General features: G+C 71.9%; 13 protein-coding genes. 7 read left to right on the top strand and 6 right to left on the bottom strand.

The features are described from left to right. The first annotated feature begins 42 nt into the window (after positions 1–42). Together DBV35_RS22065 and coaBC are read left to right on the top strand one after the other, a co-directional pair. Positions 43–1,215: a penicillin-binding protein activator gene (locus tag DBV35_RS22065; RefSeq protein ID WP_205648796.1), complete on the top strand. Its 1,173-nt coding sequence runs from the start codon at positions 43–45 to the stop codon at positions 1,213–1,215. A 1-nt stretch (position 1,216) separates the two neighbouring features. Next, entirely contained in the window at positions 1,217–2,398 is a 1,182-nt protein-coding gene (gene coaBC / locus DBV35_RS22060; protein ID WP_108662520.1) for a bifunctional phosphopantothenoylcysteine decarboxylase/phosphopantothenate--cysteine ligase CoaBC, read from the top strand. 24 nt (positions 2,399–2,422) lie between these two features. On the opposite strand, the gene DBV35_RS22055 is transcribed toward coaBC, so the two are convergent. Continuing rightward, positions 2,423–4,099 carry an acyl-CoA dehydrogenase family protein gene (locus tag DBV35_RS22055; RefSeq protein WP_157961900.1) on the bottom strand — a complete coding sequence of 559 codons (1,677 nt, stop codon included), beginning with the start codon at positions 4,097–4,099 and terminating at the stop codon, positions 2,423–2,425. A 147-nt stretch (positions 4,100–4,246) separates the two neighbouring features. Here DBV35_RS22055 and plsY point away from each other — a divergent pair, with 147 nt between their 5' ends. Continuing rightward, positions 4,247–4,864, top strand: coding sequence for a glycerol-3-phosphate 1-O-acyltransferase PlsY (gene plsY, locus DBV35_RS22050; protein ID WP_108662518.1), 618 nt, complete (start codon positions 4,247–4,249; stop codon positions 4,862–4,864). Continuing rightward, positions 4,861–5,976: a DNA-processing protein DprA gene (dprA, locus tag DBV35_RS22045; RefSeq protein WP_108662517.1), complete on the top strand. Its 1,116-nt coding sequence runs from the start codon at positions 4,861–4,863 to the stop codon at positions 5,974–5,976. Before plsY ends, dprA begins: the two co-directional genes overlap by 4 nt. A gap of 9 nt (positions 5,977–5,985) precedes the next feature. Here the strand turns inward: dprA and DBV35_RS22040 are convergent, their stop codons facing one another. Further along, positions 5,986–7,083 carry an isocitrate/isopropylmalate dehydrogenase family protein gene (locus DBV35_RS22040; protein ID WP_108662516.1) on the bottom strand — a complete coding sequence of 366 codons (1,098 nt, stop codon included), beginning with the start codon at positions 7,081–7,083 and terminating at the stop codon, positions 5,986–5,988. Positions 7,084–7,259: 176 nt separating this feature from the next. On the opposite strand from DBV35_RS22040, the gene DBV35_RS22035 reads away from it, so the two are divergent. From DBV35_RS22035 to DBV35_RS22025, 3 genes are all read left to right on the top strand, one after another. After that, positions 7,260–8,231 carry a glycosyltransferase family 2 protein gene (locus DBV35_RS22035; RefSeq protein ID WP_108662515.1) on the top strand — a complete coding sequence of 324 codons (972 nt, stop codon included), beginning with the start codon at positions 7,260–7,262 and terminating at the stop codon, positions 8,229–8,231. A 142-nt stretch (positions 8,232–8,373) separates the two neighbouring features. Next, positions 8,374–9,378 (top strand): aldo/keto reductase, encoded by a 1,005-nt coding sequence (locus tag DBV35_RS22030; RefSeq protein WP_108662514.1) that lies wholly within the window; start codon positions 8,374–8,376, stop codon positions 9,376–9,378. Between the two features lie 129 nt (positions 9,379–9,507). Further along, a complete protein-coding gene (locus tag DBV35_RS22025) occupies positions 9,508–10,185 on the top strand; it encodes a glutathione S-transferase family protein (protein WP_108662513.1) in 678 nt (225 codons plus the stop codon). A gap of 9 nt (positions 10,186–10,194) precedes the next feature. Here DBV35_RS22025 and ruvX read toward each other — a convergent pair whose 3' ends face one another. From ruvX to DBV35_RS22005, 4 genes are read right to left on the bottom strand one after another with little or no spacing between them, the layout of a single operon-like run. After that, positions 10,195–10,677 carry a Holliday junction resolvase RuvX gene (ruvX, locus tag DBV35_RS22020; protein ID WP_108662512.1) on the bottom strand — a complete coding sequence of 161 codons (483 nt, stop codon included), beginning with the start codon at positions 10,675–10,677 and terminating at the stop codon, positions 10,195–10,197. A gap of 19 nt (positions 10,678–10,696) precedes the next feature. Then, entirely contained in the window at positions 10,697–11,428 is a 732-nt protein-coding gene (locus DBV35_RS22015; RefSeq protein ID WP_108662511.1) for a polysaccharide deacetylase family protein, read from the bottom strand. Continuing rightward, positions 11,425–12,546 carry a glycosyltransferase family protein gene (locus DBV35_RS22010; protein WP_205648795.1) on the bottom strand — a complete coding sequence of 374 codons (1,122 nt, stop codon included), beginning with the start codon at positions 12,544–12,546 and terminating at the stop codon, positions 11,425–11,427. The genes DBV35_RS22015 and DBV35_RS22010 overlap by 4 nt, the downstream gene beginning before the upstream one ends. Then, positions 12,543–13,646 carry a glycosyltransferase family 4 protein gene (locus tag DBV35_RS22005; RefSeq protein WP_108662509.1) on the bottom strand — a complete coding sequence of 368 codons (1,104 nt, stop codon included), beginning with the start codon at positions 13,644–13,646 and terminating at the stop codon, positions 12,543–12,545. Before DBV35_RS22005 ends, DBV35_RS22010 begins: the two co-directional genes overlap by 4 nt. Positions 13,647–13,648: the final 2 nt, after the last annotated feature.

Here is a 13,648-nt window from a genome sequence, read left to right as displayed (position 1 = left end):
TCCTGCTTGAAAGGTGGCCGATCAATGGTAGAGGATCGGCCGGTGGGCAAGACAAAGAACATATTCGCCGCGCTGCGCATCGCGACGATCGCGGCGGCCGGCGCTCTCGCCGGCTGCTTCGGCGTCGGCACCGACGCACCGACTCCGAGCGCGATCGTAACCCAGGAACCGCTGCAAATTGAACAGCGCGTCATCGGCGACGGGCCGGTCACGATCGCGATGCTGCTGCCGATGTCGGCCGGCGGCAGCGCGAGCGGGCTCGCCCAGTCGTTCGAGAACGCGGCCTCCCTCGCCCTCACCGAATCGAACAAGGGCAACATCCGCATCCTGGTGAACGACACGGCCGGCGACGCGGACATCGCGCGGGGTGCGGCCGAGGCGGCGCTCGCCGCGGGGGCGCAGCTCATCCTCGGCCCGGTCTTCGCGCCCGCCGTCTCCGGCGCGGGCGACGCGGCACGGGCGGCGAACGTGCCCGTCATCGCCTTCTCCACCGACGCGAGCGTCGCGGGACGCGGTGTCTATCTCCTCTCCTTCCTCCCCCGCCAGGACGCGACGCGCATCGTCGCCTTCGCGGCCGAGCGGGGCCTTCGCGCCTTCGCGGCGCTGGTGCCCGACAACGGCTACGGGCTCGTCATGGAGGCGGCCTTCCGCGAGGCGGTGGCGAGCGCGGGCGGCACCGTCGTCGCGGTCGAGCGCTACCAGCCGGGCGAGGCGCGCGGCGCCGCCGAGCAGCTCGCCCAGCGCGGCGCGTTCGAGGCCGTCTTCGTCCCGAACGGAGGCGACGACCCGTCGGCCGCCGCGGGGGTCTTCCGCACGCTCGGCCTCAACACGCGCCTTCTCGGCAGCGGCCAGTGGGGCAATCGCGAGGTGCTGTCGGCGCCCGGCCTCGTCGGCGCCTGGTATCCGGGGCCGGCGCCGGGCGGCTTCGAATCCTTCTCGCAGCGCTTCCAGGCGAAATATGGGAGCGCTCCGCCGCGCACGGCCTCGCTCGTCTACGACGCGGCGCTGCTCGCGAACGGCCTCGTCGGGGCGCGCGGGCCCGCCGCCTTCACCGCCGCATCGCTCCAGACGCCGGACGGGTTCATCGGCGTCGACGGCATCTTCCGCCTCACCTCCAGCGGGCTCTCCGAACGGGGCCTCGCGGTGTTCGAGGTGACGAGCGGGGGCGGCACCAGCATCGTCGCGCCCGCGCCGACCACCTTCGCGCGCAACTGACATGGCGCGAATCCTCCTCGTCATCTGCGGCGGCATCGCGGCCTACAAGGCGCTGGAGCTGATCCGGCGGCTGCGGGAGAAGGGTCACGAGGTGCCGGCGATCCTGACCGAGGCGGCGACGCGCTTCGTGACGCCGCTCTCGGTCGGCGCGCTCTCGAACGCCCCGGTCCTCACCGATCTCTTCGACCTCGACCGCGAGCGCGAGATCGGCCACATCCGCCTCGCGCGGGCCGCCGACATCGTGGTCGTCGCGCCCGCGACGGCCGACATCATGGCGCGCATGGCGACGGGTCGCGCCGACGATCTCGCGACCGCGGCGCTGCTCGCGACCGGCGCGCCGATCCTCCTCGCCCCGGCGATGAACCCGCACATGTGGGCCCACCCCGCGACGGCGCGCAACGTCGCCCGGCTCGTCGCGGATGGGGTCCGGCTCGTCGGGCCCGAGGCCGGCGAGATGGCCGAGCGCGGTGAGGCCGGCATCGGCCGCCTCGCCGAGCCCGCCGCGATCCTCGCCGCGATCGAGGACATTCTCGCGCCCGACCGCCGGCTCGAAGGGCGGCACGTGGTGGTGACGTCTGGACCGACGCACGAGGCGATCGACCCGGTGCGCTACATCGCGAACCGCTCCTCCGGAAAGCAGGGCCACGCGATCGCCGCGGCGGCCGCGCGGGCGGGGGCGCGGGTGACGCTCGTGAGCGGCCCGGTGACGATCCCGACCCCGCCGGGCGTGACGCTCCGGGCCGTCGAGAGCGCACGCGACATGCTGGCGGCGGTGGAGGCCGCGCTCCCGGCCGACATCGCGGTGATGGCGGCCGCCGTCGCCGACTGGCACGTCGAGGCGGCGGCGCAGAAATTGAAGAAGACCGCGAGCGGGCCGCCCGCCCTCACCCTGTCGGAAAACCCGGACATCCTCGCAACGATCAGCCGGTCGGCCTCGCGCCCGCGCCTCGTCGTCGGCTTCGCGGCGGAGACGGAGAACGTCATCGCGCACGCGCGCGCCAAGCTCGCGCGCAAGGGGTGCGACTGGATCCTCGCGAACGACGTGTCGGCCGGGGTGTTCGGCGAGGCGGAGAACACGGTCCACCTCATCACCGCCGACCGGGTGGAGGACTGGCCGCGCCTCTCGAAGGAGGATGTCGGCGCGCGTCTCGTCAACCGCATCGCCGAGACGCTGGCGGACTGAACGGCGGCCCGGCCGCCGCCCCACTTATCCTTCCGGGACGACGAACTCGATGATCGCGTCCGCGTCGAACCGGCCGTCGAGCGCGCCGAAGGCGACGCGGTGCCGTTCGCGCAGGCGCGAGGCGATGTAGGCGTCCGACACAACGCGCGGGAGGTTGCGGCGCATCGCGGCCGCGGCTGCGAGCATCGCGAGCTGCTCGGCGAAGACGCGCGCGAGGGCGGCGTCGCCCGCGGCCCGTTCGCCGAGGCGGGCGACGTCTTCCAGGATGTCGCCATTCTGGTTGCCGAGATCGGCGCCGATCTCCTGCAGGGCGTCGCCGAGGACCGTCGGGTCACGCTCGACGAGGGCGGCGATCTCCAAAGCGGCCTCATTGGCCGACCCGTCCCACTGGCCGAGCACGGCGAGGTCGCCCGCGATGCGGGCCGCCGGGTGGCTTTCCGCGAAAGCGTTGTCGCCGAGACTGTCCCGCGCCTCGGCGAGGAAGGCCGGGGCGGACTTCAGGGCGTAGATGCGGGCGGCGGGGGTGACGAGGCGCGCGAGCGCATGGTCCCCGTCCCGCTCGAAGGCCTGGTCGAAGGCGCCGGCGAGGCGCATCGCGAGCGCGGTGTGCGCCGCGCTCTCGAGCGCGAGGTCGGCGAGGACGCGGGCGTGGAGCGGGTGGGCGATGAGGGTGCGGCCAAAGCTCTGCCGATAGCGCGCGCCGTGGGCGGCGCGGGCGACGGCCGCGCGCATCGCGCCCGCCGCCATCACAGCGAGATCGAGCTGGGTGAGGGTGCGCACGTCGCGCAGGACCTGAAGGCCGCGCCCCGGCTCGCCGATGAGGCGCGCCATCGCCCCGTCGAAGGCGACATTGGCGACCGCCTGGGCGGCGAGGCCGCCGACATTCTGGAGCTGGTTGACGCGGATCGCGTCGACATTCTCGGGCGCGAAGCGGGGGACCATGGCCGCGGTCGGCCCCTCGGGCGTGCGGCACAGGACGAGCGCGAGGTCGGCGGTGGGCGCGGCGACGAACCACTTCTCGCCCGTCACCTTCAGCCGGTCGCCCGTCACGATCTCGCCCTTCATGGCGACGGTGGAGCGGTCGAGCGCGGCGCCCTGCTCACCGAGGGCGAGGGTGATGGTGGCGCCGGACTTCTCCTCCAGCGGGATCGCGCGCCGGTCATATTTGCGGCTGGCGATGAGGGGGAAGAGCTCGGCCTCGAGGTCGGGGGCGTAGGCGAGCGCGGCGACGCAGGCGTGCGTCGCGCAGACCGGGACGAGGTGGCCCCGCTCGCACTGGGCGGTGAGGAAGAGCGTTGCGGCGCGCAGGCGATGCTGGCGGCGATCCTCGCCCTCCTCCCACGTCGCCGAGAGGAGGCCGGACAGGACGCTCCGGTTCATCAGCGCGTGATAGGCGGGGTGGATCTCGACCTGGTCGATGCGCCGCCCGTCGAAATCATAGGGGCGCAGGGTCGGGCCGTGCGCGGTCGCGATGCGGGCGACCTCCTGCGCCTCGGACGAGCCCCAATAGGCGCCGAGGGAGCGCAGGTCCTCCTCCATCGCCTCGTCGAGCGTGGGGTCGAGGCAAGCGCCGAGAACCGGGTCCGACGCGTAGGCGTTCACACCGGCATAGTCGGGCATCCGCGCGGCGCCTGCGTCCGCCTCGTCCCCGCGACGCAGACCGGCTCGGCGCCTCAGCGTCTCGTCCATCGTCTTATGCACCGCGCCATCCCTCGACCGGATCCGCAATTCCTTACCCGTTCCTTAATGTGTACCCCGTTGGACGGTCCCGCAGCAACGATCGTCTTGCGCCAGGACTAATATTCGGCCACGTATCGCGGCGAACAGGCAACACAACCGGGGCCTCCGATGCCAGATCCCGCCGGCTGGGCCGCCACGTGGCCGCAATTGGTAATTCTTTTCGTTTTTGCTTACTTTTGCGGTTCAATTCCCTTTGGCTTAATTTTCACTCGCTTTGCAGGCCTCGGTGACGTCCGGAAGATTGGATCGGGCAATATTGGCGCCACCAACGTCTTGCGGACGGGGCGAAAAGATCTTGCTGCGCTGACACTGTTGTTTGACGCCGTCAAGGGCGTCGTCCCGGTCATCGTCGGCGCCTACACGCTGGGGGATGACGGGGTCGCGGTTGCGGCGGTCGGCGCCTTCCTCGGCCATCTCTTTCCGGTCTGGCTGAAGTTCCGCGGCGGCAAGGGCGTCGCGACCTATGTGGGCTGCCTCTTCGCCGCCTTCTGGCCGGCCGGGCTCAGCTTCGCGGTGATCTGGATCGGCGTCGCCTACCTGATGCGCTACTCCTCCCTCGCCGCCCTCCTCGCGACGCTCGCGACGCCGTTCGTGCTCGTCGCCTTCGACGAATATCTCTACGCGGAGGTGTTCGCCCTCCTCACCGCCTTCCTCTGGTTCAAGCACCGGGCGAACATTCGCCGCCTCGTCGCGGGCGAGGAGACCCGGATCGGCCAGCCCAAATGACGCCGCGGACGGAGGAGGACGCGTCCGACTGGCTGCGCCTCATCCGGTCCGAGCATGTCGGCGCGGCGACCTTCCACGCCCTCCTCGCGCGCTATGGCACGGCCGCCGCGGCGCTCGACGCGCTGCCCGGCCTTGCCGAGGCCGGCGGCCTCAAGCGGCCGATCCGCCTTGCCGAGCCGGGCATGGTCGAGCGCGAGCTGACGGCCGCCGCCCGCATCAGGGCGCGCCATCTTTTCCTCGGCGATCCGCTCTATCCGGCCGCCCTCGCGGCGATCCACGCGCCACCGCCGGTGCTGATGGTGCGCGGCGACCCAGCCGCCCTCACCCGCCGCCCGATCGCGATCGTCGGCGCGCGCAAGGCCTCCGGCGCTGGCCTCACCATGGCCCACCGCCTCGCCGTCGCCTTCGCCGAGGCGGGGCATGTGGTGGTCTCGGGCCTTGCCGCGGGCATCGACACGGCCGCCCACCGCGCGTCCCTTCCCCTTGGCACCGTCGCCGCGCTCGCCGGCGGCGTGGACCGGCCGACGCCGGAGGCGAACATCGCCCTTGCCGACGAGATCGTGGCGTCGGGCGAGGGTGCGCTCATCTCAGAGATGCCGCTCGGCTGGGCGCCCTTCGCGCGCGACTTCCCGCGCCGCAACCGGCTGATCGCGGGGCTCGCGGAGGCGGTCGTGGTGGTCGAGGCCGGCGCGCATTCGGGCGCGCTCCACACCGCCCGCTACGCGCTCGACGAGAATCGAGACCTCTACGCGGTGCCGGGCTCCCCGCTCGATCCGCGCGCCGCCGGCTGCCTGAAGCTCCTGCGCGACGGGGCGGGCATGGTGGTGGAGGCGGAGGACGTGCTCGACGCGCTCCGCCCCGCGCCCACGCCCGCGCCGGGGCTGCGCGAGCCGGACGTCCCGCCCCCCATCATCGCCGAGACGCCGGCCGAATCGGTGACGGCGCGCGTTGCCGAGCTCCTCTCCATCGCGCCGGTGACCGTCGACACGATCGCCCGAGCGAGCGGCATCGGGGTCGGCGAGGTGACGGGCGCGATCGTCGAATTGGAGCTTGCCGGGCGTGCCGAGTGGGACCCGGACGGGACCGTCCGCCTCGCCCCGCCTCCGGCCTGACCCGCGCCATCAGCCGCGCGTGTCGAGTTCGGCCATCACGCGCTGCGTGACTTCGCGCAGGCCCGCCGTGCCGCCATGCTCGCAGGTGCGCAGCGCGCCGGACGCGAAGGCCCGGTCGACCGCCGCCACGATCCGCTCCGAGGCCTCCACGAGTTCCTCCGACCCATGGCGCAGGCCGAGCCAGTCGAGCATCATCGCGCCCGACAGGATCGCCGCCGTAGGGTTCGCCCGGCCCGTCCCCATGATGTCGGGCGCGGAGCCGTGGGCGGGCTGGAAGAGGGCGTGGTCGTCCCCGATATCGGCCGACGGCGCGAAGCCCATCCCGCCGACGAGCCCGGCCGCGAGGTCGGACAGGATGTCACCGAACATGTTCTCGGTGAGGATCACGTCGAAGCTCCACGGGCGCTGGAGAAGGAAGAGCGCCGTCGCGTCGACATAGAGCCGGCTCGTCCCGATCGCGGGATAGCGCATCGACACCTCGTCGAAGACGCGCCGCATAAAGGCGAAGGAGACGAGCACGTTCGCCTTGTCGACGAGGGCGACGCTCGCCGAGCGGCCGAGGATGGCGGCGCGCCGCATCGCCTCCTCGAAGGCGAAGCGGCTGACGCGCTCGGTCGTGGCGCGCGTGATCACCTGCGTGTCGCGCGCGACCTCGTCGTGCTCGACGGTGCCGCGTCCGCGCGCGGCGAAGAGGCCCTCGGTCGATTCGCGCACGATCACGAAATCGATTTCGCGCGCACGAGGGTCTGCGAGCGGGCTCGGCACATTGGGAATCGCGCGCGCGGGCCGCACCCCGGCGAAGAGGCGGAACATCGTCCTCAGGTCAAGCTGCGGGGTGATCTCCGTCCCGTCATGGTTGCGCACTGAGGGCAGGCCCATCGCGCCGAGGAAGATCGCGTCCGCCGCCTCACACGTGGTTTTCGCCTCGTCCGACAGTGCTGTGCCGGTGTCGAGAAAGGCCTGCGCGCCCGCCCGCAGCATCACATAGTCGAGGTGCGGCGCGCCGGCCTTGCGCGCCGCGGCGTCGACCACCGCGAGGGCGGCCGGCGTCACCTCCCGGCCGATTCCGTCCCCGGGCAGCACCGCGACGCGTAGTCCGTTCGCCATTCCTACCTCCACCGCCCGGCCGTCGGGGCCGGTCGGATGTCCAACCTACTTGACACCAACAACTTTGAATTGCAAATCCGAGCGAAGCGTGCTCCCGTTCCACACCGGCGAGCGGACGGGGCAGGCAGCCCCTTCCTGTGCCGGCGGGCGGACGGGGAAGGCAGCGAGGCGGGACGATGGCAGCGGGAAGCGTCGCGATGATCGCGACCGTGAAGGACGAGGGGCCCTACCTTCTCGAGTGGATCGCCCATCACCTCGCGCTCGGCTTCGACGGGATCGTCGTTGCATCCAATGATTGCAGCGACGGGACCGACGCGATGCTCGACCGGCTGGCCGCCCTCGGCCACCTCACCCATTTCGACAATTTCCCGCCCTACAAGTCGATCGGCTTCAACATCCAGACGGCGGCCTATGCGCGCGCCCGGCGCTACCCCACCGTCGCCAACGCCGACTGGGTGATCACGCTCGACGCGGACGAGTTCCTCAACATCAAGGTCGGCGCTGGCGGCGTCGCCGACCTCGTCGCCGCGCTGCCGCAGGAGGCGGACCTCGTTCCGATCTGCTGGCGCATGTTCGGCGATTCCGGCCTCACGGGCTGGATCGACGCGCCGATCAGCGACGTGCAGACCCGCGCCGCGCTGCCCGCCACCAACCAGAACCAGTGCAAATCGCTCGTGCGCGACCATCAGCGGTGGCCGCTCTTCGGCCCGCACCGCCCGCGCGACCTTCCCGAAACCGCGCCCGACAAGGCCACGCCTGCAGCGATGTTCTATCCGCACGGCACGCCCGTCAGGCACGACGATGAGATGAAACCCTATAGAGGACGGCTTAAATTGGTGGCGGCTTCCTGGGAGATTGTCCAAATCAACCACCATTTCGTGCGGACCTGGGAAACATTCTTGCTAAAAGCCTTTCGCGGGAACGTATTCAGGCCCGTGCCGAACAATATCTTCGAAGACCCGCGATACTCGCGCGAGAAATATAACGAATTCAATACAAATGACGTGGAGGACCGCTCGATTCTGCGAATGGCCCCGGCGCGGGCGGCGATTCTCGCCACGCTGATGGCCGATCCGGTGCTCGGGCCGCTCCACGAGGCGGCATGCGCCTCGGCGAAGGAAAGGCTGCGCGGCATCGGCCTTCTCTGACCCACCGGCGGCGTGCGGCGCGGAAATCCGTGGCCCGGCACGCTTTTGCGTCGCGCCGGGTTTCGGTCGCGCGGGATCGGCTTTATTGTCGCCAAAGTTGGCGACAACCCTCCCCGCCCAAAGGTCCAAGAGAGATCCGCAAATGACCCCCTCGCTCCGCCTCGGCCGCAGCGGCCTCCTCGTCTCGCCCCTCTGCCTCGGCACCATGACGTTCGGCGCCCGAACGGACGAACGCGACGCCGCCATCATCTATGCCCGCGCCCGCGAAGCCGGGATCAACTTCATCGACACCGCCGACACCTACAACAGCGGCAAGTCCGAGGAGATCGTCGGCCGCCTCGTGGCGTCCGAGCGGGACGAGATCGTCCTCGCCACCAAGGCGTCGAACCCGTTCGGCAACAACCCGAACCATCGCGGCCTGTCGCGCGCCTGGCTGATGACGGAGGTGCCGCGCTCGCTGAAGCGGCTCGGGACCGACCGGATCGACGTCCTCTATCTCCACAAGGAAGACCCGCTGACCCCGCTGGAGGAGACGGTGCGCGCGCTCGAGGATCTCGTGCGCGGCGGCCTCATCCGCTATATCGGCGTCTCGAACCACAAGGCGTGGCGCGTCGCGGAGATCGTGCGCTATTGCGACCAGGCGAACATCACCCGCCCCGTCGTCTGCCAGCCTTATTATCACGCGCTGAACCGGACGATCGAGGTCGAGCTGCTGCCGGCCTGCGCCGCCTACGACATCGCCGTCTTCCCCTACAGCCCGCTCGCGCGCGGCGTGCTGTCCGGCAAATATAGCGGCAGCTCCGTCCCGGCCGACAGCCGCGCCGCCGTCTCCGACAAGCGCATCCTCGAGACCGACTTCCAGCCCGAATCCCTCGCGGCGGCCGAGAAGATCGTCGCCCACGCCAAGGCGCGCGGCGTGAACCCCAGCGCCTTCGCGATCGCCTTCGTGCTCGCGAACCCGATGGTGACCGGCGCGATCGCGGGCCCGCGCACGCTTGAGCAGCTCGAGGCCTATCTCGAAGCCGTCGACGTCGTGTGGACGGCCGAGGATGAGGCCGCGGTGGAGGCCGTCGTCCCCGCCGGCGCGCACGCGATCCCGCATTATGTCGACCCGCAATACCCGGTCGAAGGGCGCCCGTTCGCCTGATCGGGCGGCCCCGAAAAACGCGGCGGCGGTTCACGAACGCGCCGCCGCCGATCAAAAATGTGCTATAGCGCCTTTCGGCTCCCGGCGCGGCGGACTATAGGAGTCCGGCCGAATCCAGAGGAGCCGAAGATGCTTCGTTTCTATTTCCACCGCACCCCGAACCCGATGAAGGTCGCCCTCCTCCTCGAGGAGCTTGGCGTCGCCTACGAGGTCATCCCCGTCGACACCTACAAGGGCGAGCAGCACGCGCCGGCCTTCCTGAAGGTGAACCCGAACGGGAAGACCCCGGCGATCGAGGATAACGGCGTGCGCGTTTTCGATTCCAACGCGATCCTCCTCTATCTCGCCGAGAAGCACAGCGCGTTCCTCGGCGATCCGGCCGACCGGGGCGAGCTTCTCTCGTGGCTCTTCTGGATCGCCTCCGGCCTCGGCCCGTTCTCCGGCCAGTGGGTCCATTTCCAGACCGCCGGAGCGTCCGAGGGCGGCGACTACGCCAAGCGGCGCTACAAGTTCGAGGCGCACCGCCACTATCGCGTGCTCGACCAGCATCTCGCCGGGCGGACCTTCATCGTCGGGCTCGACTACACGATCGCGGACATCGCCGGGTGGGGCTGGATCCGGATGCACCAGCGCGTCCTCGGCGAGGGCGGGCTCGGCGCCTATCCGAACCTTGCCGAATGGTTCGAGCGCATCAACGCGCGCCCGGCCGTCGGCCGCGCCGTCTCGCTGCCGGAGCGCTACGCCTTCAAGAGCGAGGTCGACGACGAGACGAAGCGGTCGATGTTCCCGTCGAACTTCGCCGCCTGACCCGGCCGGTCAGCGGCGCGGATAGTCGAGGACGCGCAGCCGGTCGAGCGCGCCCTGGAGGATGACGGCCGCGGCCACCCGGTCGATCTGCTCGCGCCGCTTGGCGCGGGAGGTGTCGGTCTCGAGGAGCGAGCGTTCCGCCGCCACCGTCGACCATCGCTCGTCCCAGGAGATGAAGGGGCGGTCGGTGAGCTTCGTCATGTTGCGGGCGAAATCGCGGGTGGACTGCACCCGCGGCCCGGCCGTCCCGTCCATGTTGATGGGCAGCCCGACGACGAAGGCGACGACATTGTACCGGTCGGCGAGCGCGAGAAGCGCCTCGGCGTCCGGCTTGAACTTCGTGCGCCGGATCGTCTCCAGCGGCGAAGCGATGCGCCAACCCTCGTCCGACACCGCGATGCCGATGGTGCGCGTGCCGTAATCGAGGCCGAAGAGCGCGCCGGAGAGGTCGCCGATCTCCTCGATGGGCGTGAAGGGGGACGGTGCACTCATCGCGCGCTCCAGAATGGGCTCAGGGCGCCGCAGCGTCCGGCCAGAGGTCCCGCGCGCCGGCCCAGACCGCACCCGGATGGCTCGACACCAGGGCGACGAAGGCCGCCACGAAGGCGTCGACCTCATCCGTATGTACCAGATGATGCGTCAGCAAGCCGATCGGTCCGGTCTGGCTCCGCGCCGTCGCCACCATTCCGCACAGCGCCGCGTCGTCAGCAAGGCCCCGGTCGGCCCGCCAGGCGATCGGGTCGATGTGGGTGTCGACGCGGCGGAGCGGCCGGGTGACGAGGTCGCCCCGGAAGCGCGAGAGGCCGAGATAGCCCGCCGCCGCGAGCGGAGCTTCAAGGTCCGCCCGCATCCGGTTCCAGGGCGGCACCATCACCGGCCAGAAGGCGGGCGAATCCGCGAGCCGCGTTCGCGCCGCGACGCAGGCCGAGAGGATCGTCTCCACTTCGCGCGCCCCGCCGAGCTCGGCCGACTTCCCCGCCCGCTCATGGTTCTCGTGCGCGATGCCGTGCTGGAGGATCGCGAGCCCCGCCGCCTCGCAGAAGGCGAAGAGGGACGGCTCGGCGAAGGCCGGGATCGCGGCGATGGCGAGCGGCGCGTCATGGCGCGCGGCGAGCGCCGCCATCGCCGTGAGCGCCGTTGTCTCGCGCACCGCGTCGTCGTCGCGCCACCACACGGCGCGCGGCGTCCCCGCGTCGGCCGCCGCGTCGAAGAGGGCCGTGAGAGCGGCGAGCGGCGCGCTCATCGCCCCGCCTCGGCGAGGAGGCGGGCGGCGGTCGTCTCCGCGCCTTTCGTGTCGATCGGCTGCGGCCCCGGCCGCGCCTCGGCGAGCGCCGCGTCGACGGCCTCGGCGAGCATCGGCGCGGTGAGCCCGTTCTCTGCGAGCACGCGCGCGAGGCCGCGCCTGGCGAGCGCTTCGGCGCGGTCGGTCTGCTCGGTCTCCTCGTTGGCGGCGAAGGGCACGAAGATCGCCCGTGTCCCGGCCGCGAGCACGTCGAGGACGGTGTTGTAGCCGGCCTGGCTCACCGAGAGGGCCGAGCGGGCGAGAAGCGCGCCGAAATCCGGCCGGTTCGGCTCCACGACGGCATTCTCCGGCGCCGCCGCGCGCCACGCCGCGATGCGCCCCTCCCCCATCTTCGGCGAGACGAGGATGCGCCAGCGCGAAGGGCCGAGCGCGGCCGCGCCGAGCGCCGCCTCCACCAGCGCGCCGCCCACCGCGCCGCCGCCCGCCGAGACGATCACCTCGTCCGACCCGTCGCCGCCGGGCGCGGCCGGAGCGGTCGCCGGGCGGTGGACGAAGCCGGTATAGTCGATGAGGTCCGCGACCTCCCCCGCCGCCGCGAAGCTGTCTTCGAGGCGCACGAAGGCGGGGTCGGCGTGGACGTAGATCCGGTCGAAATGGGCGCGCGCGCGGGCCGTCATCACCCGCTCCTTCTGCGGACTTTTGCGCACGAGGACATCGCGGATGGAGCTCGCGACGAAGACGCGCCGGTCGAGCGCCTCCAGCACCGGCACGATCTCCCCCTCGAACGGGCCGCGGCCGAAGGGAAAGGCCTCGACGAGGATGGCGTCGGGCCGCTTCGCCGCGATCGTCTCGGCGAAGCGGGCGCGCCGCGCGGCCTGGAGCGCGGCATAGGGCGTCCCGTCCTCGCCGATGATGGTGCGGAAGCTCGGGTCGGTCGCCGCGACCGGGGTCAGCTCCACGAGGTCGAGGCCCGCGACGTCGAGCGTCGCCGGCGGCCGCGCGCCGAGGACGAGCGTCACCTCGGCGCCGGCGGCCGCGAGCGCGTGCGCGATGGCCCCCGCGCGGACCGTGTGGCCCGTGCCGAGAAGGTGCTGCACCCAGATCACGACCCTCGTCAAAGCGGCGCCACCGCCTGGACTCCGAGGGGGGCCTGCGAGGCCCGGTGCAGGATCGCCTCGCCGATCAGCGTGTCGAGCCGCCGCGCCCCGGCATCGAGGTCATTCTCGGCGGCGAAGGCGCGCGCGGCGTGGCCCATCGCGACGCGCCGCTTCGGATCGGCGAGAAGCAGGTCGATCGCGGCGGCGAACGCCTCCGGGTCGCCCGGCGGCACGAGGAGGCCCGTCTCCCCGTCGCGCACGATGTCGGCGACGCCACCCGAGGCTCCGCCGACGACGGGGAGTCCCGCCGCTTGCGCCTCCAGGAAGGTGAAGCCGAACGGCTCGTCGATCGCCGGCCACACGAAGAGGTCGCTCTCGCGAAAGAGCCGGCCGAGCGCGTCGCGGTCGAGGAGGCCGACGAAGGTGCCCTCCGGGAAGAGCGGTTCGAGGCCCGCCCGCTCCGGCCCGTCGCCCGCGACCGTGAGCGCGGCGCGGGTGCGCAGCCGGCCCATCGCGGCCGCGAGCACGCGCAGGCTCTCCGCCTTCCGCCCGCCCCGCATCATCGCGGCCGAGACGAGGCGCGTCCCGGTCGGCTCCGCGCGGGGGCCGAGGAAGGGGGCGGTGTCGACGAAGGGCGGCAGAAGGGTGAGGCGGCGGCGCACGAAGGGGGCGAGGCCCTCGCGGTCGCGCTCCGTCACCGCCGCGACGCGATCGGCCTCCACCAGCGCGGCGTCCGCGAGCGCGAAGTGGCGCGCCCAGGGGCCGACCGCGCGCCGCACCGCCCGGCTCGCCTCGACGATGGCGTAGGGCCGGCCGAAGCGCGCGGCGAGGCGCGGGCCGAGGAGGTCCGGGGCCTTGTGATAATTGTGGTAGGTGAGGAGCACGTCGGGCGCGCCTTCGGTGCGCCAGATCGCGGCGATGCGCTCGATCTCGGCCTCCGCCTCGGCGCAGATCGCGTCGAGCCCCTCGGGCTCCGCACGCCAGGTGACGAGACGCGAGGGCAGGATCACGCGGTGCCCCGCCCGCTCCAGCGCGGCGACGATGAGGCGCGCGAAGGTCCGGTCGCCGGACGCGACCGGATGGTCCGGCGGCTTCATCGGGGTGAAGAGTCCGACCCGCATGG

The sequence above is a fragment of the Acuticoccus kandeliae genome (assembly GCF_003073115.1).
This window is presented reverse-complemented; position numbering and strand designations above follow the sequence as displayed.

Bases quoted from the DNA above. Each gene is read 5' to 3' on its own strand.
- coaBC (WP_108662520.1), top strand. From the start codon at position 1,217: ATGGCGCGAATCCTCCTCGTCATCTGCGGCGGCATCGCGGCCTACAAG.
- plsY (WP_108662518.1), top strand. From the start codon at position 4,247: ATGCCAGATCCCGCCGGCTGGGCCGCCACGTGGCCGCAATTGGTAATT.
- dprA (WP_108662517.1), top strand. From the start codon at position 4,861: ATGACGCCGCGGACGGAGGAGGACGCGTCCGACTGGCTGCGCCTCATC.
- DBV35_RS22040 (WP_108662516.1), bottom strand. From the start codon at position 7,083: ATGGCGAACGGACTACGCGTCGCGGTGCTGCCCGGGGACGGAATCGGC.
- DBV35_RS22035 (WP_108662515.1), top strand. From the start codon at position 7,260: ATGGCAGCGGGAAGCGTCGCGATGATCGCGACCGTGAAGGACGAGGGG.
- DBV35_RS22030 (WP_108662514.1), top strand. From the start codon at position 8,374: ATGACCCCCTCGCTCCGCCTCGGCCGCAGCGGCCTCCTCGTCTCGCCC.
- DBV35_RS22025 (WP_108662513.1), top strand. From the start codon at position 9,508: ATGCTTCGTTTCTATTTCCACCGCACCCCGAACCCGATGAAGGTCGCC.
- ruvX (WP_108662512.1), bottom strand. From the start codon at position 10,677: ATGAGTGCACCGTCCCCCTTCACGCCCATCGAGGAGATCGGCGACCTC.
- DBV35_RS22015 (WP_108662511.1), bottom strand. From the start codon at position 11,428: ATGAGCGCGCCGCTCGCCGCTCTCACGGCCCTCTTCGACGCGGCGGCC.
- DBV35_RS22005 (WP_108662509.1), bottom strand. From the start codon at position 13,646: ATGCGGGTCGGACTCTTCACCCCGATGAAGCCGCCGGACCATCCGGTC.